We start from the raw sequence: 19,083 nt of genomic DNA, 5'->3' as shown, positions 1-19,083 counted from the left end.
ACAACTTGTCAATCAACCTATATATCCATAGGGGTAGGTAAATCATGTTTGATACAGGTGGATCGCATTGACCTATTCAAGCCAGATTCTTAACGGTTGATGAATAGACCCCTATCGCCCTTGCTGGCGATCAAAGTAACTCCCCTGCCGTATCCGCCGCCCCATCTAACCCTTGAATATAAATCCCCACATTGGCAATGCTGGCATGTCCAGAACGCTGCTGAATCGTCTTCAGATCCACACCCGCCCGGTACATCTTCGTAATGGCCGTACGCCTGAAACTGTGACTGCTCACCCCTTGTAATCCGATATAGTCCGTTGCTTTCCTGATGGCATGATCCACCGATTGCCGGGCGATATGTCCGCCATACTTACCCGGAAACAAGTACCCCGTTTGAGGCAGGTTGACTAAGTCCAGCTCCGCTTGTAGCTTGCTTGGAATACTGATTTCCTTCGTGCGTTTCTGCTTGGTATTGGCCCGTCTAAAGATGATGCGTCCATTGCTAAGGTCGTCAACCTGGAGCGAGATCGCCTCGCTCACCCGGCAACTGGTGTAATAACAAATGGCGGCAATCAGACGGTGGGGATGAGGCAACGTGGCGAACAGTTCATCAAGTTGATCCGCTGCCAAAACTTCCGCCTGCCCGTTCCGGTTCACCTTCATTTCACAATCTTGCCTCATTTGCTCATTCGTTAATTTAGCAAATGAGTTTCCTATACTTTATAGGGATGGGACCAAGAGGACTTGTGGAATTACGAAAAACTTATGATTCAGCGCCCGGGGCTAACGGCTGAAAGTCCCATTCTGAGGATGACTGATAAGTTTTTCTGATTTTGTTAGCGCTGTTAACGCCGGTTCACAGCAAAGCACTTAATCCTTAAAGCAGCAACATTGTGAACGCCGTTTCATCTGTGAATAAATGAACGCATCGAAAGAAACTGTACAGTGATTTTATTATTTGCTGTAGTGCCAAATTAATATCATTACGGCTGTGGCGCATGTCTCTTCGCGCCATTAGCTGCGAGTAAACAAAGAGAATGAGTAAATTGCATCTCCCTCATTTGCTGAAAGGGTGCAGCAATCAGATTTGCTTGATAACACCAATTTGTCCCAATGTCATTTTATTTGGCACTATACAGTAGAAATACAAACCTTATTCCGTTCCACAAGTCGCTATTATCTATTTGTTCCTCAGAGCTGACTTGCTTGTGTCAAAATCTGCTTCCTTATTCCCTACTGACGAAAACTACACAACCTTTTTGCGATCGCTGAAAGAACGGATTCGGCAAGCGCAAATCAGAGCAGCACTGGCCGTCAACAACGAGTTAATTGTACTTTACTGGCAGATGGGGCGAGAAATACTAAGCCGCCAGCAGCAGGAAGGTTGGGGATCGAAGGTCATTGAACGACTGGCGCAAGACCTGAAACGAGAATTTCCCGACATGAGCGGCTTTTCACCGCGCAACCTCAAATATATGCGGGCGTTTGCCGAAGCGTATCCTGATGAGCAATTTGTGCAGCGCTACGCTGCACAAATCCCCTGGCGGCACAATCAGGTGCTTCTAGATAAGTTGAAGACGCCTGAGCAGCGGCTTTGGTATGCTCAAAAATCGTTTGAGAACGGCTGGAGCCGGGACATCCGGTGATGCAGATTGAAACTAACCTTTACACTCGTCAAGGCGGGGCAATCACCAATTTTGAGCGCACTCTACCAGGTCTGGACTCTGACCTCGCTCATCAAATCATCAAGGACCCATACAACTTTGATTTCCTCACTATTACTGAGAATGCTAAGGAACGAGATTTAGAGAAGGCTTTGGTGGAGCGTATTCGCGAATTTCTGTTAGAGCTGGGCATTGGTTTTGCGTTTGTTGGTAGCCAGTACCGCCTGGAGGTCGAAGGCGACGAGTACTTCATCGATCTGCTCTTCTATCATCTGAAGTTGCACTGCTACATTGTGATTGATTTGAAGGTAACCGAGTTCAAGCCAGAGTATTCCGGCAAAATGAATTTCTATATTTCAGCGGTCAACAACCTTCTGCGTACCGATGTCGAAAATCCCACGCTCGGGATTATTCTTTGCCGCTCGAAGAAAAAGACAGTCGTTGAATTTGCTCTGGACACTGTGCATAACCCGATTGGCGTTTCCACCTATAAGTTACGGGATGGGCTGCCATCTACGTTACAAGAATGCCTACCAACCGTTGAGCAGTTAGAGATGGAGTTAGAGGCAGCGATTTTTGAGTTGGAGAACGGACAGGATTAGCTTTTCAAATTACCCTGTTTTGTTTATGTAAACTCGCTGTACACTAGCCCTGTAAGCGATAGACTCAGCCCGTGACCAACGTCATTTCACTATTTAACCAAGCTGGAGGAACTGGCAAGACAACCCTTGCTATGAACTTAGGGTACTCTCTGGCTTTGCGAGGACATCGAGTTCTATTAGTAGATATGGACCCGCAATCCTCCCTTACAGTATTCATGGGATTACAGCCGCATGAGCTGGAGGACACGATCGCTCAAAGTATTTTAGACCGGGCACCTCTCCCCATTCTGCATGACATTCATCAGATGGACTTGGTGCCTAGCAACTTGACGTTGAGTGCAGCCGATGTCAGGTTGGCGACCGCGATCGCGAAAGAGACCCGTCTCAAGAAGGCGCTCGCTCCAGTTGAGCAGAACTATGATTTTGTGTTGATCGACTGCCCACCGACACTGGGGGTGCTAAGCATTCTCTCACTGGTGGCATCGACACATATCCTGATCCCAATGCAGACGCAGTATAAAAGCTTTGTGGGTCTGGATCTGCTGTTGGGGACAATCAATGAGCTTCAACAGGAAGGGGTTGCATCAGACCTGAAGTTTGCTGGGGTCATTCCTAATCTGCACGATCGCACGGCTCAAGGAAAGGAAATCTTACAGGCTGTGACGGAGCAATTTAGCGGTGTTGCACCTGTTTTCCTGCCCATTCCACGGGCTGTTGCCTTTGCCGATGCCTCTATGCAACACCTACCCTTGGGGCTATATGACCCCAAACATCCTGCCCTTGCAGTCCTGACTGCTGTTACTCAAAGCCTGGAGTCCTTATAGTGCCACCCCGTAAAACTGCACTCAAACCACAACTTCGCAATGTCGCCGCAATTCTCAACCGGGAGGCACCCGCTGAGGCTGAACACGTTGAGCAGTCGTCTCAATCTGCTTCACTTGCTCAAATCCATCTGCCTACAAAGCAGCCTCGTCGCTTTTTCGATGCGGATAAGCTGGCTCAACTGATTGCATCGGTTAAGGAGCATGGCATTCTAGAGCCACTTCTCGTTCGTCCTCTCAAGGATGGGGAGTATGAATTGGTTGCAGGAGAGCGTCGGTTGCGGGCAGCTCGCGAGGTGGGGCTAAAAGTAGTTCCGATCGTGGTGCGCGAGTTGGACGATCGACAGGCGATCCAGGTTGCGTTGATCGAGAACTTACAGCGGGAAGACCTAAACCCGGTGGAAGAAACGGATGCAGTGCTTGATTTGCTGGCAATCTCCTTGGAGACAACGAGAGAAGATGTGACCTCGTTGTTTTATCAGGCGCATCGGGCAAAACATCGAGGTCAGGAATTGGGACAAAACGTTTTGTCCCAATTGGAAACCGTTCAAAATGTGATGGCAGGAGTGGGTCGGTTTAGCATTGACAGCTTTCGTTCTAGCCGCTTGCCGCTACTAAATTTGCCGGAAGATGTGTTGAATGCTCTCCGCCAGGGGAAGCTGGCATATACCAAAGCACAGGCGATCGCCCGCGTAAAAGATAAAGGGCAGCGGTCTAAGTTGCTCAAGCAGGCAATTGCTAAGAACCTATCGCTGAATGAGATTAAGGTAGTGATTAAAGAACTCGCACCCGAAGCAGAGCCGACCCCTGAGAAAGTGCTGGTTGAGCGATTGGGTGAGATTAGCAAGCGATTGCGGAAGAGTGAGACTTGGGGCGATCGCAAGAAACGAGATCGCATTACTAAACTATTGACCGAATTAGATCAATTAACGACTGAGATTTGATAGGCTGATGGAGCTTTCCTTTTGACCTGCTTACAAAGAGCCTAAAGGACATCGCGCTTGTGTGTGCTACTGTCCGCTTTTTTCTCCAGGCTTCTTTGCCTTCCCCTGCGCCTGCTGCTCTCGCTCGGCACGGATGCGATCTAGCAACACAGAGGCAGGCTCATCGTTGGGGTCTTGCTCGACGAGTTCACCCCGAAAAGCTTTGGTGAGAATGGAGCGATCTAAGCTGTTAAGCCATTCATACGCGTTAGTTGTATTTGAAGTTAGGCTAGATATTTCAGATAACATGGCCTCAATCATTGAAACTATGTGTAACTGCTCTAGGTAAGGAGGGATTGGTATTGGTGCCATACCCAATCGGGACTTGTTAAGAATAGCTGCATTCACAGTCGCAGCGGCATTTGCTACTACCCAAGGCTGTAGTGCTTGTGCCCAGTAGTAGATGAATTTGTATGACACAGACTTTAAAGAAACTAATGCATTGATTTGTTGGTTAACCACTGAGGGATTGCTTAGGATACCAACTTTCCCAACAGTACCAATACATACGATTAGCGTACTGTTACTTGGAATGGTTTTGGCTTGTTTCGCGCCTAGTTGGGTTACTAATCTACGCGATGGCAAGATAAAGCCTGATGGGTCAATTTCGGTTGGTGTTACAAACGGTATTTCTCCATCCCAGTAATCAGCTTCGGATGTAGAAGGAGTTTTACCAGTAATCAATCTTGCTACACTGTCTAAGCTTGTAATTGCCCAGCTATCAGGAATACATTCTTCTAATTCCCTAAAAAGCCGATCCTCTTGAGGAGAAGTTGGAAGTTCATACTTCATCCTCATTTTTCCACTGTCTAACTTTGTGCTTCTGTGACTCGCCTTGGCAAGTTGCTCTAATTCCCAATTTTTGTAGCGGTCATCTTTAATCCTCTCCAACAACACAGAAGCAGGTTCAACGTCTGGGTTTTGTTTGCGCCAGTCGGCAGTGAGGTCGCCCCGGAAGGCAGCGGCGAGGACAGATTGCCGGAACTTGTCGCACAACTCAGGGATGGCTACAAGAGCCGATCGCGCTTTCTGGCTCCGCTCTCTCAATGCCTCGATCGCTGCAACAATCCGCTTTTGCTCATTGAGTGGCGGCAGGGGAATTGGGATGCGATTAAGATTTTTTTGGTTAAGTTTCGGTTGTGCTGATCCAGAAATATAGAATTTTAAGTCCGTGCAATTGAAATAATCCCGTAGATATGAGGTGAGGATTATCTCTTTCAACGGTTCCACAACATGAGCATGATTATTTACCCAAAACTTTCCAGTTGCCTCAAAGGCAATAGGGGTAGATCGGCTGATTAAATTAGCTCCATCTTCAGCAATTAGTAGGAAATCGCCATCAAATAGATAATCGTTAACATAATCAATAATTCCAGAAGCACCGTAATATGGGAATTTCCCTTGTCGTTCTTGTCTGTCAGTGCTACTTACAGGTACCCTTTTCCCGTCGTGGTTAACAACTAATTCTTCAAACGTTATCCACTCCCAACCTTCTGGCAATTCCATTAATTCGTCACTCACGCTTCGATCTCCCAATCTTCAAGCAGCAAACCATCCACGCGGTTAAATTCGGCTGTGTTGTGGGTAATCAGCGTCAGGTTATGGGTAAGGGCAATGGCAGCAATTTGCAGGTCATACGAGCCGATCGGGGTTCCTTGACGATCAAGCTGAGACCGAACTTGCCCAAACAGCAAGGCTGCTTCATCATCAAAAGGCAAAGAGACAAACCGACTTAGAAAACCTTGTTGTCTCTCTAGAGAACGAGCGGGATTACTGCTTCGCATTGATCCATAAAAAAGCTCTGCCTTGACCACAGAACATACTGCCATTTCATTAGTTGGAGTGGAAAGCACACGATCTCGAACTAGCTGAGACCGACCGTTCATATACATCACACAAACATTTGTATCCAGCAGATAGAGCATCGCTAATCAAAAGCCTCTTCCATATCATCGTCTAGCTTGTCATCAACGCCTCCGCCATCAACGACGATCGGATCATCGGCACAAATCCCATAGAAGTCAGCCAGTGATCGTTCAGGCTCTACGGGTAGCTGTATACGCTGATAACTCACCGTCACTTCTACCTCGCCTTCATGAATTTCTGTAGGAATCTCCAGATGCAAAATGCCATCTGTCCCCACTCGTTGACGGACTTTAATCTGTTGCATCGTTTCCTCCTTGCTTTTCACTCAACTGGCATTCGAGTTCGCTCAATCAGATATCAATGACTTCGGCTAAGACGCGATCGCGAATCCTCCTATTCTACGGTGGGCAGACCTACCGAAGCGCTCACAGCTTCCGCTGCTTCCTCCCCTTCCAGTAGCACCATTAGCGCCTCCATCTCCTTCGTCGCAATCCGTAGCTTCTCCATAATCTCAGTGGCAATCACCTCCGGTTCCGGCAAGTCATCCCCCGACTGCAAACTCTCATCCCGCAGCCAAGAAATATCCAGGTTTTCACCCCGTTTGGTAATCTGCTCCCGCGTGAAGCAGCGGAAGCGTCCCTCTTCTCCCTGATCGACTCGTGATCTATTCCCGTTCGGGTCATCCCCATAGCACTGCCCAAACGCCTGAAAGTGTTCGCGCGTCAGCGGAATGCGCTTACCAAAGCTGGGCATGTTGGTTCGCATGTCGTAAATCCAAACCACCTTTGTGTTGCCCTTCTCGGTCGTGCCTCGCTGGAAGAACAGCACATTCGTCTTCACCCCCTGAGCGTAGAAGATGCCCGTCGGCAACCGGAGAATCGTATGCAGGTTGCACTTATCCATCAGGTCAGCCCGAATCGATCGTCCCTGCCCATCCTCAAACAGCACATTATCCGGCAACACCACGGCAGCCCGTCCTCCCGGCTTCAAATTGCGGTAGATATGCTGCAAAAATGCTAACTGCTTGTTTGACGTGGCATAGGTGAAGTCTTCCCGCGACGGCAACCCCCCCCCCTTCTTCGTCCCAAACGGCGGATTCGTCAGGATCACATTTGCCTTAGCCAATCGCTGCCCATCCGATGAGAGTGTATCGCCCAGATCGACCGCGCCTTCAATACCATGCAGCATCATGTTCATTAGCAAGAGCCGATGGGCATCCTGTACCAGTTCAATGCCGTAAAACGCGTGGTGCCGCTGAAATGATTGCTCCGACTCACTCAGGTCAAACAGGTCATCGGTGCGCTTTTTAATATAACGGTCTGCCGCAATTAAAAAACCGCCCGTGCCCGCTGCCGGATCTTGCACCAGTTCCCCCGGTTGCGGCTGGGTCAACGACACCATGCAATCAATCAACGGTCTGGGCGTGAAGTATTGCCCTGCGCCTGACTTCTTCTCACTAGCATTCTTCTCCAGCAACCCTTCATACAGGTCGCCCAAGCCTTCTTCCTTCGCCGAATACCAGTCCAGTTCGTCGAGGCTCTGCACCAGCTTCTTGAGAATGCGCGGCTGCTTTAGCGCGGTCTGTGCGTTGGCAAAAATAGCCTGTACTCGTAGTGACGTTGCCTCAGAACCCAAATGCAACAGGGCCGCTCGGTAAAAAGTCAGTTGCTCCACCCCATCTCGGCTGACCAGATCGCCCCAACGATAGCCCTCTGGCAACTGTGACTCCTGCTCCGTCTCCTGCATCATCTTGAGAAACAGCAGGTAGGTCAACTCAGTGACATATTGCAGGTAGGTGATGCCATCATCCCGCAGAACATGGCACAGATTCCAAAGCTTTTGAACGATGTCGGTAGTAGCGGTCATAAAAGGGTTTGGTGCGGCAACAACAATTAAGTATGCAATCCAATCAATTCATAAACTTTGACTGGGGTTCCCTCAGGTGTCAGTTGAGTCAAGTCTCTTTCCCTCGCTTGAATAGACGCAGCAGAACTTTCATAAGTCTTTTGCCCAATTAAAATGTCGCACCCATAGTGTTGTGCCTGTTGACTCAAGTGGTTTGCCACGTTCACGCCATGTCCAACGGCTGTAAATTCCGCCGCTTGAGGAGTTCCCACATATCCTTGAAAAATCTGATCGGTATTGATGCCAATGCCAATCGTCAATGGCTGTGGTTCGTTTGGAAACCAGTGACGATTGATGCCTGGCAATTGCTCCCGCATCTGTAATGCGGCTTTAATCGCCATCAATGCATGGTTTTCGAGCGGTAGTGGTGAACCGAACACAGCCATAATGGTTGAGCCAATGTATTTGTCTAATCTGCCTTGACACTCAAAAATAGCTTCTACCATTGATTCAAAATATTGGTTAAAAAATTCAACACGGAGTTCAACGTCCATTTGTTCTGCCAAGCGTTCAAATCCATAAAGATGAATGAACAAAACCGAGATTTCCTTCTCCTCGCCGCTGAGTAAAGTTTCCGGTTCACGATCTTGCTTCAGTAATTCATCACTCTCATCAGATTCATTCAACATATTGATCAGGATGACGGCTATGGGTTGGACGTTAACTGACATCTTGCCATAGTTGATCGCGGATGCCCGCCAAAATCGTCTCTAGCTGACCGTTAAACAACTTATTGAGGCGATCAAACCCGCCCCCCTGAGTTCTAAACTCGCCATTGTCCAACGATTCCCGATCAACAATGACTTCCACCTTCAACTGCTTGCCAATGCGCTCCAACCACTTGCGCTGCGGTGGAGCCCAGTTCTGGCTAGCGAGGATTTTCTTTAAAGCACGATCAACGCGATCGCCATAAGGCACCAGCGCATCGCCCAACGCCGCCTGCCGAATAAAGCCGATAATCGACGCGGCAATATCTTCATTGGTTGAGTCCCGCCACGCCGATCTCAAAATCGTCTCTGAGTAGCCCGCATTATCCAGTAGCATTCTCAACTCCTTAAGCTGAGGGCGCGTCAGGTCACGGGGGCGTTGCACCACCACAGTTAGAGCCGCAATCTGGTTCTGGTTGTCCTGCAAAAAGGCTTTGAAGCTGTCGAGATAGTCTCCAGGTTTGCCGTAGGGCACCCCACTTTCAGACACGCCATAGCCCCGTTCAATCCCAACTAACTCATCAGCATGATAGGAAATGAGGATCGGTTGCGTGCCACCATCCTGACGATCCAGAATTTGAGCGATCGCCTTGCGCTGCTCAAACCAGTCCCGCACCTGAGCCGCACCACTCTGCTTCAGATGGGGCACAATGTCCTGAAGCGGCATCCCAGCCAACTGCTCCAGTTGTTCCTGGCTGTTCTCGCTGAGGTGCCTGCGCTTACGCTGAAATTTCGATAAGAGCTGATCGATGATGCTGTCTACGGCATCGGGTGTTGTGACGGTGCCCAATTCTTCCACCAGTTGAGTGAACGAGAGCTTGGGGTTCACCACCAGAGGTTTCATGGTTGAAACGGGAGCGATCGCCTCGTACAGCCTCACCGCATCAAAGACCCGAAACACCTCTTTGCCAATGTCGTCACAGCGGCGAGTGGCCCTTCCCAGCATTTGTTCGTAGAGAATGCGAGAGTTGACCCGACGGATAAATACCAGGTTACAAATCGGCGGTACGTCAATCCCCGTTGTCAGCAGATCGACCGTCACCGCAATTTTGGGATTGACTTCATTACGAAACTTGCGAATCAGTTCCAGTGGTTTATCTGCTGCGCCTGTAATTTTGGCGATCGCCTCATCATCCACACTGCCATAGTGCTCTTGCAATACTTGTTTGAACTGGGAGACCACAATGTCAGCATGGTGGTCAGTAGCGCAGAAGATCAGCGTTTTTTCAGGCAGTGACGGATCGATGTGTTGTGCCAACGCTTCACAGACCACCCGATTAAACGTTTCCGTTACCACCTTCTTATTGAACTGCTCCACCTCAATTTTGACGGCATCGGGGGCATGAGCCAGGTCAAGCTGCCCCGTCTGAGGATTGAAGAACTCCATCTGGTCACCTGCATTCCAGACAATGCCCTCTTCCGAGAGTCGGGTTTTAATCTGAAAGGGTGGTTCATGGTCAATCAGCCAACCGTCAATCACGGCTTCCCGATACGTGTAGGTGTAAACGGGCTCGTTAAAAATCTGTGTGGTATGCAGGGCTGGGGTGGCTGTAAGACCAATCTTGACCGCATCGAATTGATCCAGCACGCGCCGATATTTAGAGATGTAGTCATCAAAGTTGCGGAACTCCAGCTCGGAATCACTCAATTCTCGATCGAGCAAATAGCCCCGATGACACTCATCCACGACAATGCAGTCATACTGGTCGGCAGTGAGGATTGCCGTTTCGTCAGAGGGATAAAGAATGCGCTTGACCATGCCCTGCACAGTGGCAATCTGCACTTTGGTGTCCGTCTCTGGCGCTGCGTCCTTCAGTTCCTTCAGCTCGAAAATATCTGCAAACGTCTGGAGGTTCTCCATGCGAGAGTCTTTGAAGGCATTGGCTGTTTGCTCTCCTAACGCGGTGCGATCAACCAGAAACAACACTCGCCGAAAGCGCTTTGTTTTCAAGAGTCGATAGACCAGTGCAATGCACATCTTGGTCTTGCCAGTGCCGGTTGCCATCGCTACCAGCAACTCTCTTTGCCCTCGTTCCAGAGCCGCTTCGACTGCTTTGATCGCCTGGATTTGATAGTCCCGTAGTGCAATGCCGTAGTTAAATGGTTCCTGCTGGAGCTTAGCCTGTGCCTGGTCGATGTCCTGCTTCAACGCCTCCATCAGTCCCTGCGGACTGTACCAGGTCGCGATGGATTGGCGTAGATTATCAGGACGACGTAAGTCACAGAACCAGATGCCACTCTTTGTTTGCAGCTGTTGCAAGAATGGACGACCATTGGTGGCAAAGACAAACGGCACCTTAAATTCTCCCCAAGGTCCGCCAGATGATATCTCATCACCCTGAGGCTCGTAGCCCCGGCTATAGCGCTTTGCCTGGTTGAGTGCCCCTTCAGAGACATCTTTACTCTGGCGTTTAGCCTCAACGAATGCGACAATTTGCAGCCCTATAAAGAGGGCATAGTCTGCTCGTCCTTTCGCTGTGGGGTATTCCGCAATCGCCCGATTCTTACCTTTTTGTGGCCGTGCTCTACTCGCAAAGGTTAAGAGCTCCGAATCCACCTCCCACCCAGCCGCCCGGAGTTGGGCATCAATCAACCGTCGAGTCTCCCGCTCATCCAAACTGACTTGCGTTTCGGCAACTTGTGCTTGAACGATCGTCTGTTGAATCGCTTGCTGCGATGCTCCAGCCGCTTGACTCTGAATCTGAATGAGGTGGGTCTGAACCTCCTTTACCTTTGCCTCTGCTTCCTGCGCTAAGGCTTCCGCTTCCAGCCGCCGTTGGGCTTCTGCTTGCGCCAGAGCCTCTGCCGCCGCCGTAGCAGAAAGACTAGCATGCACTTCTTGCCGTAGCTGTGCCAACTCAGCTTGGAGATCCTGGGTCTCAACGGCAGGATCAGTAGGTGGAATGAATGGACCAGGGTCAAAAGTGCGTAGGCGAAGCCGCTCCTCTGGAGTCTCGCCGGAAAAGACCCGATGGAACCAAATACTTAGCGCACGAGCATACTTGAGACCACTTAAAGCCGTGCGCTGATTACCAGCTAACCCATGGGTGGCACTATTGCCAGCCTTACGTAGCTCATGAAAGAGACGGTCAACCTCACCCTTCACAACGCCGCGATCGCGCAATCGCCGCAGTAAATCAACTTGCTTCTCTTCTGAATCAGCGTACATCCCGACTTTTGCTGCCGTTAGCTGTGCCAAAACTTCTCCAAACTGCCGTAACTTAATCAGGCAAGTATTGGGGTCATCGACAAAGTAGCGTTCAGCCAGACTACCAAGCCTAACAAGTTGAGGGTCGTGTACTTTAAGAAACTCAAAATTTGGGGATAATGGCATTGTGCCGATCCAGAAACAGAATAAGTTGGGAGGCAGAGTCCCTCTAGAATCCCCCTTTTCTACTCAGTTCTAACTCAGCAAATTAAGGATAGCCAAACAGCCCCCTAATATTTAGGTGCGTCTAGACTTATCGCATCTTCTCCCAGATTTAGCGCTGCCCCTAACCTCGGGTCTGAGAAGCAACGGATACTGCTAGGGAAACCCATGGAATGGAAACAACCAAAGGAGCCTAACCACTTTAATCGATTGAAGTGGTTAGGTTGCTGACTGAATCGACCTCACCGAATGACGAATTAACCTTCTACTCAGACCCCTTTAAACTCTCCTGCATCAAACCAAAAAACACCTCAGCCTCAGCCACCAGAATTACATCCCCCGACTCTAGCCATTGCCGCATCTTGTCCACATGAGCCGGAGAAGGATGAGCAACCTGCCCCCCTTGCTGCCCATACCGCTGCCAAAGCTCCAACTGAGCCGCCCGTTTATACGCCTGCACCTCCTCCACGTCAGCCAATTTCTGCCTGACAAACTCAATCCCCTCCTTCTGTTCTTGAGTATTACTACTTATTGCGTCAGTATTCGAGTCTTTCGCACCGCTCAAATGCTTGCCAGATGGAGCATTACTGGACTTGAGTGCTAATAAGCTTGGACACTTTGGCGCGTTCCCTTCGCGCTCAATGTCTAAACTAGGGGGGTGCGGGGGGTTATCCACAGGCATCAGATATTCGGGATGCCATAAATCCTTATGCCTGTAGAGCGTCGCCCCACCAATGCCACTTTGGGTTAGAGCACCAAACCTCGCTGTCGCCCCTATCGGCAGAGTGCCAGAGTCCAGCATGAGCGCGATCGCCCTGCTAATCCGCCCCCGCGCATCTTCCAACTGCTGCTCATGCCAGCTTGGAGTCTCCGCTGGCTTAGAAGACCGATTCGGTTTAGCCCTCCGCCCCTTGTAAGGGAAATAGCGGGTTGTAGTTTCAACCGACTGTGCCCACTCCTCCGCCCGCTGCCGAATCTCATGCTGATGCTGGCAAAACTCCCGGTAACCCGGTAGCGCAGTCGCAATCTCCATCATCTTCTCCACCAGCGCCTTGCCCTCCAAGCAATGGCCATAGAGAATCTTGGCAAAGATGTACGTCCTTAAAGCAATTCGTCCCAGAATCCGATTGGTTTGCCCCGTCCCACTCCAACCCGGTTCAATCTCCGCATTCAAATCATTCAAGAACTTGTCCACCTTGCCCGATAGACTAAAGCGCCGCCGCTTTGCCGCCTTCAGCACCTGCCTGATCGCTCTAGACGTAATCGGGTTGCGACGTAGACAAAACTGCCACTGGTGCACAAACTCCGCTGGAGTGCTAAAGATCGGTTCCCAATTGGAGTTAAGCAAATAAGAACCCAACTGGAGCGGCAGCCGATGAGCCGCATACAGCGTCGGCTTTCCGTCTACGAACCCGCGATCATTGGGAAACAGTTCCAGTTGCCCCGGAGAGAAAACGAAACCTGCGTTCTCCAACAGGGCCTGTACTGCCCCCGCCAATTCATAGGACTTCTGCGCCCGTTCAAACGGAAAATAGAGATGCAGACCGCCACTGTAAGAACTGGTCACAGCAATGTAGCTCACCAGTCCCAGCACTTCCAGGGCAGCGACCAGACGCGCGATCGCAAACGGGTCACGCCGGGGATGGTAGAGGCTGCTGATATCAATATCGAACAGCAGGTAGTTAGTTTTCGGTCCAAAGCGCACCCCATAGAGATATCCGCCTTGAAGGATCAAGCGATCTGAGAGGGGGTGACGACTTTCGGTTTGCCACTCTGGCTTGGCGGTGGGCTGGGGATGCGTTGCCCAGATGTAGTCATGGCGATGGGGAAACAGCGCTAGGAAGGTATCCTCCCCTTCTGCTACTGACTGAAACTGAGGACTGGGATGGGAACGTTTGGGTTGGAGTTTAGCTCCAAACCCCTTGAATGAGGGGATGAGAGGCAGAGTCATGGTCTGTCCTCCCAATAGTCACAAAATCTTCGATGCATGATGAACTCCCTATGCCTTGTGAAGGAACGGCAGATAGGAAGCTATGCAAAATCAGTGAAATTCGTCAAAGATGTTGCACCTTTTGACGAATTGCTACTAAAATTTGTATAGCAAAGCTGGATGACCTAACATTTGCTTTTCGACGGCGCAGTTAGAGTCTCCGAATCCTATCCAGAACTAAATCAAGTCTTTCACCCCTTCTGTTACAGCAGTGGGGGTTCTGACTTTTTAAAGGGTTTTCTATGTCACGGGCTGACCTCCTGGAGTTTCAAACGGGAAAACTGGTTCGTGATCGGGCGCTTATCTACACTCAGCACGTGGGCTGGAGTGAGTCGCTTGAATGATCTAAGCGCAGATCGGGGAAAATGTCGTAGTTTTTCAAAAACTCCTCTAAATCGACCGTTGGAAAACTTGTACTGCTTCGGCAAAATCAGTTTCAGCCATCAAGATGCAGCGCCTTAGTAAGTTCACATCCAACTGATCTAATCCAGGTAATTCACTCCGTTCAATCTGCTCATACTCGTTGCCGCGCAGATGATGCAGGGTGAGGACTCCATCATCCCAGAACCATACTTCAATCACGCCCAAGGCTCGGTATCGCGGTAGCTTATTCGCTCCGCTGCTAAAAACAATCTCAATGGACAAATCAGGAATTAGCTTGGAGCCACCGATGCAGTAGGACTGATCCGCCTGAGCGGATGCTTTACCTGGCATCTCTTGAGTTTTTGCTCCTGTGGGCTTGAAGGAAATTCCTTTTTTTAACAAGAAGGTTGTCAGTAAGTAGCCGATGACATGGGCAAAAAATTCGTGGTCCTCTCCAGGCATGAGAATTTCTATCGTCCCTTGGTAGTAAGACAATTTGGCACCGGGGGTTGCTTCAAAACCCTGCTGGATGAGTGTGAAGTGATCCCATGTTCCTTGGATGACGATGCGCTGGTCAGTGGATTGTTGAAGCAGTTGTGCCATAAAGATCACCCCTTACTTTTCCTTCAGCTTCCCTAAGTCAGGCAAATCTGGAACGTTTGGCGGTTCCCCTCTCAAAACACTCACTACGATCGCTTGAATGAGGTTCGGAACTGTCCGAATCTCCTTATCTGCCCATTTTTCAAGGATCTCAAACTGATCATCCTCAAATGATACGGTTGTACGCCGCATGTTGTCAGCCACCTGTTTGGAATGCATAAATCATATCCTTGAATTCAAGTTGATCTCATTCTTGCACCAAACCAATCAAATGAATCAAATGAGGTAATTGATTCATTTGATGTGATTTATGTTAACATCCAAATCATAAACGCGACGAGATTCTTATGAGACTCGTGTAGGAAGCCATAAGCAGCCATGAGAAATGTAAAGCCATTGGTGCTAGAGGGATATAGCCGGGATGAGATTATTCATTTGCTTTCTCATCAACGGCGTATATAGCGGTTTTCTGTCGGATGAGGTACGGGCAGAATAATAGAGAGCAAGGGTTTGAGCCTTTAGTTTGTACCTCACAGGAGCCGGAAACGCTATATTTTCTCGTCCGTCTATCTCTTCAGCCACTTTCTACCGCTGGATTGGAGAGCTATCCATCTCACCCAAATTCCGGTATTCCGAATCCGACTTGCAGCGGCTAATGAGACTTTGCATTCACTATTCACAAGGGGGTAAAACCTCCAATCTTCCCGATATTTAAGGAGTTAACAGTTATGAAACGCCATCAAATCCGGCGAATGATTCCAGGCACGGTGAGTGATGCCCAATTGAGACGGGCGATCGCAGACCTGGGACTCCCTACTGACGACGACCACCGCTACAGTGACGAAAACACCAAAGCCATCCTGAACCAATTCAAAACGCCGCCTGTAGAAGCTAGAGGGATTGACCCCACTCGCCTTACACAGACTCAAGCCGATGCAGGGCGAGTGGCCGAACAAACCAAAATTGCCTTAGTCACTGCCAACCAGGAACGGTTAGTTGGACTTACCACCGCCCTCGACAAAGCCGAACAGCGCCGCCATGAAGTACTTGATCGCCTATCCGACCGGGTTGCCTACCTGCAAGACGAAAACCTGTTCATGCATGACCTGTTGAACCTGGCTCAACAGAAACTCAAAGGGAACCAGCCCGCAGCCGTTGCGACTGTCACCCCCACCGCGATCGATGCCTTGGTCGAAGCCTTCGATGCCATTGGAGACTGGGAAATCCCCGCGATCTCCGTCTCATCTGCCCTTGGTTGCTTGCCCATGTAGTTTTGGATGAACCCATGAACCAGATAGACCAGCAAGACAAAATCATCTATGGAGTATTGGGCTTATCCTTTCTAGTCCTGCTCCTGCTCAAGGGCGGTGAGCAAATCGAAGGCATCAACGCCCAATCCCTCGTAAGCCGCAATGCCAGCAGTGCTGCCAGAGATAGCCGCATCGCAGAGAAACGCTTTGGCAACTGTAGTTCGGGTTTTGTGCTCTCCGATGGCACACCGAACTTGATTGAAGGAGAAACCCCGCTCGATATTCGCAGCCGCACACCCTTAGCCAAGGGCACTTGTTTATTCGATGAAACTGGGGCAACGGCGACAGTCGCCCCCGATGGCACTATCTCTGATATTCGCGTGAGTGCCAGAGTGCGGAAAGCCTATCAAGAACGGGCATTCCGCAATGAGAACCTGAAAGTGCAAAAGGGAGAAATCTAAGATGTTGAAGCTGCTTAAATTCCTTTTGATCATTGCCGGGGCTTTTCTCGTCGTCAGCAATATTGAGCCGTATATCAGCGTCACTCAACTGATTTTCAGTGATACCAAAGGTGTAGACACTTGCGACGTATTAGGGTTTATGCCCTTTGTTGGGGGCATCTTTCAAGGGGTGTGCGGTTTTTTTGGAGCCGTTATCTACAGCCTTGCTGGGTTTATTGTGTGGGCAATATTCCAAATAGTGGAACTGCTACCGATCGCCAACTCATTTAATATCCCCTTCCTCTCGAATCTACTCAGCAAGATGCAAACCGCGCCGCAAGTGGATGAGGAAGAACGCGATCGCGCCGCCGTTAAGCGCCTCAAGCAAAAACACAACAGCATCGTAGAACGTTCTTTAGGTGCCCTACTCGCCTTTTCATGGGTGATGTATTTGCTCGATTTAGGGCTAATGAGTTGGCTGTATTCCCCCCTCAACGAGATGGGAGAGCTAGACATAAAAGCCTTGATGCGAGTGCTGTTAGGCGTGTTTGGTGTTGAAGTGGTGATCCTGGGTTTAACCCTGATTAGCAACATCATTGATCCGCAGTCCATCAAGTACCAAAAAGCAGAACAGAAGCCAGTGAGGGAATACTAATGAGCGCTTTAGCAACCCGTGAAAGCCCCTCGCTGAATGACTACAATCCCCAAGGATTAGGGCACATTCTGAAGCTCAGTGCTATTGTCACCGCAGGCACCATCTTGATTTCGGTTGGGGGCAACGTTCTGTTTGCCGCGCCCCTGGCATTGGCGACCGTTTATCAGCTGTTCCGCTCTACCGGAAAGGTAAAGGATGCGGATTGGTGCCACAGCCGGGATGAGCTATGGCATTACAAACTATCGCCCAAGCATAAGAGCATTGCGGATTCCTACGCGGACTGGTGCAAGGAATGGGGCAAGGACACGATCAACAGCCTGATTGAGCCAATGATCGGCAATTGTGAATTGTGCAACTTCACTAAAGATAAAAAGCATCCCTACTATGGACTCCGGGGCATTCTCACTTTTGATGATGGCGAATCCGTTCCCCTTACGCCGGCTGATTACGTGGCTTTCAGATTGTGGGAACGACAGGAAGCATTGAGCCGTAAGGATGCGATTGAAGCCCAAGTGCAGGAAGTAGAAGCGCCAAAAATGCTGCCTCAAGCTCTTGATGAATTAGCTTTAGCATTTGGAGAAGCGCCGCCCGTTCAACCGCCCAATGCCCTAGAGTTTTTGCGATCGCTCACCTCTGCGCCACTCCAACCTGTCATCCTTGCGGGTCTTCCTGGCAGTGGAAAAGGAATGTTGGCAGCGATCGCCCTTTCGTTGGGTGTGAAAGAGCGCAGCTTACGCTATTGGATCTTCAATCCCAAAAACAAGCTAGAGGAAGCGGGATATTGGGCCAGGGCGGAAAAGCATTACCTCAAAGATCGCCTGCAACAGGATGATCAGATATTTTCAGATTTGATGGCAACGCTGGAACTATTTAGCTACGAAGGCAGCCGCCGCAATAACCAACCGGGTGATTATGAGCCATTTGTTTTGCTGCTTGAAGAGATCACCGCCCTGATCGGGCTATTCACCCCCAAGCAGAAACAGGCATTCAAATCAAAGATTACAGCTCTAGCTTCCCTGCTGCGAGGCTGCAACATGGCGGTATGGCTGTCGGGTCAGTCTGTCACGCTCGAAGATTTGGGTTTTAGTGGCCGATCAAACAGAGCGATGTTTACCGCGATCTCTGCGATCGGACCGGACCGGACCGGACTGGCTGCAAAAATATCTGTGACACCCTCGCAATTCCCTTTGATGAGGCAACCTTACCGCCGGGTAGAGTTTGGCTCACGAGCAACGCGGTTTACCCTGCTTTGGCTGCACCTGGCAATATTCCGCAGTTTGCCACTTGGGAAGCCGTCCCCAATGTGATTGATTTGCGTCCAGGGGCTGAAGTGGCAGAGGTGGGCAGCGAACGGAATGACATGGATGAATTGTTGGCAGCAACCGCACTCACCCCAAAGAAGGTTGAAGAGATCGCCACTGCCTACGGGTTGCCGCTGCCAGAAATGCCGCGATTCCCAAAGGGATCGGGGAACGAATCGCCCGTTGAACAACTGGAAGATTCTTATCGGCTAAATTCTATAGAACCTACAGTGATTCATGAGGTTTTACCCACAAAAAATTCCTTTGATGATCTACCTGAGCCGCTGAACGATGTTGCCCGGTATATCCATTCAAAAGGTGGGGAATTAGCAGTATCTACCTTGAAAGATTGGGGAAGAGCTAGACGGAAAAATCCACTTGATTCGGAAGCGATCGACCATTCGTTAATCGAGCTAATGGAGCTTCATCTACTATCAACCTTCACGCCAAGCGAAGGAAAAGGGGAGTGGATCAAGTGGGAAACAGGTAGCGGGTAGCAAAGGAAAAACATATCGATTTTGGGGAGGTAACGCCTGCTACCTGGCTGCTACCTCCCGTTACCTGG

Annotated in this window: 19 protein-coding genes; 9 read left to right on the top strand and 10 right to left on the bottom strand. The window is 49.9% G+C overall.

Features of this window, described 5'->3' with window-relative positions; translation table 11 throughout:
• Positions 1-130: 130 nt before the first annotated feature.
• Positions 131-682, bottom strand: coding sequence for a tyrosine-type recombinase/integrase (locus JOY44_RS29005; protein ID WP_203032219.1), 552 nt, complete (start codon positions 680-682; stop codon positions 131-133).
• Positions 683-1,209: 527 nt separating this feature from the next.
• On the opposite strand from JOY44_RS29005, the gene JOY44_RS32680 reads away from it, so the two are divergent.
• From JOY44_RS32680 to JOY44_RS28990, 4 genes are all read left to right on the top strand, one after another.
• Entirely contained in the window at positions 1,210-1,647 is a 438-nt protein-coding gene (locus tag JOY44_RS32680) for a DUF1016 N-terminal domain-containing protein (RefSeq protein ID WP_197985789.1), read from the top strand.
• Positions 1,647-2,267 carry a PDDEXK nuclease domain-containing protein gene (locus JOY44_RS32675; protein ID WP_197985788.1) on the top strand — a complete coding sequence of 207 codons (621 nt, stop codon included), beginning with the start codon at positions 1,647-1,649 and terminating at the stop codon, positions 2,265-2,267. Before JOY44_RS32680 ends, JOY44_RS32675 begins: the two co-directional genes overlap by 1 nt.
• Before the next feature lie 71 nt (positions 2,268-2,338).
• Complete coding sequence (locus tag JOY44_RS28995; RefSeq protein WP_171576896.1) at positions 2,339-3,091, top strand: ParA family protein; 753 nt, start codon at positions 2,339-2,341, stop codon at positions 3,089-3,091.
• Positions 3,091-4,032, top strand: coding sequence for a ParB/RepB/Spo0J family partition protein (locus tag JOY44_RS28990; protein ID WP_171576895.1), 942 nt, complete (start codon positions 3,091-3,093; stop codon positions 4,030-4,032). Before JOY44_RS28995 ends, JOY44_RS28990 begins: the two co-directional genes overlap by 1 nt.
• Before the next feature lie 66 nt (positions 4,033-4,098).
• Here the strand turns inward: JOY44_RS28990 and JOY44_RS28985 are convergent, their stop codons facing one another.
• From JOY44_RS28985 to JOY44_RS28945, 9 genes are all read right to left on the bottom strand, one after another.
• Positions 4,099-5,592, bottom strand: coding sequence for a restriction endonuclease subunit S (locus tag JOY44_RS28985; RefSeq protein WP_171576894.1), 1,494 nt, complete (start codon positions 5,590-5,592; stop codon positions 4,099-4,101).
• Positions 5,589-5,996: a type II toxin-antitoxin system tRNA(fMet)-specific endonuclease VapC gene (gene vapC, locus JOY44_RS28980; protein ID WP_171576893.1), complete on the bottom strand. Its 408-nt coding sequence runs from the start codon at positions 5,994-5,996 to the stop codon at positions 5,589-5,591. The genes JOY44_RS28985 and vapC overlap by 4 nt, the downstream gene beginning before the upstream one ends.
• A gap of 2 nt (positions 5,997-5,998) precedes the next feature.
• On the bottom strand, positions 5,999-6,241 hold the full coding sequence (locus JOY44_RS28975; protein ID WP_171576892.1) for a hypothetical protein: 243 nt from the start codon (positions 6,239-6,241) through the stop codon (positions 5,999-6,001).
• 89 nt (positions 6,242-6,330) lie between these two features.
• Positions 6,331-7,803, bottom strand: coding sequence for an N-6 DNA methylase (locus tag JOY44_RS28970; protein WP_171576891.1), 1,473 nt, complete (start codon positions 7,801-7,803; stop codon positions 6,331-6,333).
• 26 nt (positions 7,804-7,829) lie between these two features.
• Positions 7,830-8,513: an adenylate/guanylate cyclase domain-containing protein gene (locus tag JOY44_RS28965; RefSeq protein ID WP_171576890.1), complete on the bottom strand. Its 684-nt coding sequence runs from the start codon at positions 8,511-8,513 to the stop codon at positions 7,830-7,832.
• Positions 8,503-11,883 (bottom strand): type I restriction-modification system endonuclease, encoded by a 3,381-nt coding sequence (hsdR, locus tag JOY44_RS28960; RefSeq protein WP_171576889.1) that lies wholly within the window; start codon positions 11,881-11,883, stop codon positions 8,503-8,505. The genes JOY44_RS28965 and hsdR overlap by 11 nt, the downstream gene beginning before the upstream one ends.
• 301 nt (positions 11,884-12,184) lie before the next feature.
• Positions 12,185-13,870: a hypothetical protein gene (locus tag JOY44_RS28955; protein WP_171576888.1), complete on the bottom strand. Its 1,686-nt coding sequence runs from the start codon at positions 13,868-13,870 to the stop codon at positions 12,185-12,187.
• A gap of 429 nt (positions 13,871-14,299) precedes the next feature.
• The gene (locus JOY44_RS28950; protein ID WP_171576887.1) at positions 14,300-14,875 is read right to left on the bottom strand and encodes a Uma2 family endonuclease; all 576 of its coding nucleotides are present in this window, start codon (positions 14,873-14,875) and stop codon (positions 14,300-14,302) included.
• Between the two features lie 12 nt (positions 14,876-14,887).
• Positions 14,888-15,091 (bottom strand): hypothetical protein, encoded by a 204-nt coding sequence (locus JOY44_RS28945; RefSeq protein ID WP_171576875.1) that lies wholly within the window; start codon positions 15,089-15,091, stop codon positions 14,888-14,890.
• Positions 15,092-15,600: 509 nt separating this feature from the next.
• On the opposite strand from JOY44_RS28945, the gene JOY44_RS28940 reads away from it, so the two are divergent.
• The 5 genes from JOY44_RS28940 to JOY44_RS28920 are packed head-to-tail and all read left to right on the top strand — an operon-like array spanning position 15,601 to position 19,015.
• A complete protein-coding gene (locus JOY44_RS28940; protein WP_171576886.1) occupies positions 15,601-16,143 on the top strand; it encodes a hypothetical protein in 543 nt (180 codons plus the stop codon).
• Positions 16,144-16,157: 14 nt separating this feature from the next.
• On the top strand, positions 16,158-16,583 hold the full coding sequence (locus tag JOY44_RS28935) for a hypothetical protein (protein WP_171576885.1): 426 nt from the start codon (positions 16,158-16,160) through the stop codon (positions 16,581-16,583).
• Between the two features lies 1 nt (position 16,584).
• Positions 16,585-17,217: a hypothetical protein gene (locus tag JOY44_RS28930; RefSeq protein WP_171576884.1), complete on the top strand. Its 633-nt coding sequence runs from the start codon at positions 16,585-16,587 to the stop codon at positions 17,215-17,217.
• Entirely contained in the window at positions 17,217-18,524 is a 1,308-nt protein-coding gene (locus JOY44_RS28925; RefSeq protein ID WP_171576883.1) for a hypothetical protein, read from the top strand. The genes JOY44_RS28930 and JOY44_RS28925 overlap by 1 nt, the downstream gene beginning before the upstream one ends.
• Complete coding sequence (locus JOY44_RS28920) at positions 18,467-19,015, top strand: hypothetical protein (protein ID WP_171576882.1); 549 nt, start codon at positions 18,467-18,469, stop codon at positions 19,013-19,015. Before JOY44_RS28925 ends, JOY44_RS28920 begins: the two co-directional genes overlap by 58 nt.
• Positions 19,016-19,083: the final 68 nt, after the last annotated feature.

Source organism: Leptolyngbya sp. Cla-17, assembly GCF_016807185.1.
In the GTDB taxonomy this organism is placed as follows: Bacteria; Cyanobacteriota; Cyanobacteriia; order Leptolyngbyales; family Leptolyngbyaceae; genus ULC077BIN1.
This window is presented reverse-complemented; position numbering and strand designations above follow the sequence as displayed.

Bases quoted from the DNA above. Each gene is read 5' to 3' on its own strand.
- JOY44_RS28940 (WP_171576886.1), top strand. From the start codon at position 15,601: ATGAAACGCCATCAAATCCGGCGAATGATTCCAGGCACGGTGAGTGAT.
- vapC (WP_171576893.1), bottom strand. From the start codon at position 5,996: ATGCTCTATCTGCTGGATACAAATGTTTGTGTGATGTATATGAACGGT.
- JOY44_RS28965 (WP_171576890.1), bottom strand. From the start codon at position 8,513: ATGTCAGTTAACGTCCAACCCATAGCCGTCATCCTGATCAATATGTTG.
- JOY44_RS28970 (WP_171576891.1), bottom strand. From the start codon at position 7,803: ATGACCGCTACTACCGACATCGTTCAAAAGCTTTGGAATCTGTGCCAT.
- JOY44_RS28925 (WP_171576883.1), top strand. From the start codon at position 17,217: ATGAGCGCTTTAGCAACCCGTGAAAGCCCCTCGCTGAATGACTACAAT.
- JOY44_RS32675 (WP_197985788.1), top strand. From the start codon at position 1,647: ATGCAGATTGAAACTAACCTTTACACTCGTCAAGGCGGGGCAATCACC.
- JOY44_RS28955 (WP_171576888.1), bottom strand. From the start codon at position 13,870: ATGACTCTGCCTCTCATCCCCTCATTCAAGGGGTTTGGAGCTAAACTC.
- JOY44_RS28930 (WP_171576884.1), top strand. From the start codon at position 16,585: ATGTTGAAGCTGCTTAAATTCCTTTTGATCATTGCCGGGGCTTTTCTC.
- JOY44_RS28945 (WP_171576875.1), bottom strand. From the start codon at position 15,091: ATGCATTCCAAACAGGTGGCTGACAACATGCGGCGTACAACCGTATCA.
- JOY44_RS28950 (WP_171576887.1), bottom strand. From the start codon at position 14,875: ATGGCACAACTGCTTCAACAATCCACTGACCAGCGCATCGTCATCCAA.
- JOY44_RS28935 (WP_171576885.1), top strand. From the start codon at position 16,158: ATGAACCAGATAGACCAGCAAGACAAAATCATCTATGGAGTATTGGGC.
- JOY44_RS28975 (WP_171576892.1), bottom strand. From the start codon at position 6,241: ATGCAACAGATTAAAGTCCGTCAACGAGTGGGGACAGATGGCATTTTG.
- JOY44_RS29005 (WP_203032219.1), bottom strand. From the start codon at position 682: ATGAGGCAAGATTGTGAAATGAAGGTGAACCGGAACGGGCAGGCGGAA.
- hsdR (WP_171576889.1), bottom strand. From the start codon at position 11,883: ATGCCATTATCCCCAAATTTTGAGTTTCTTAAAGTACACGACCCTCAA.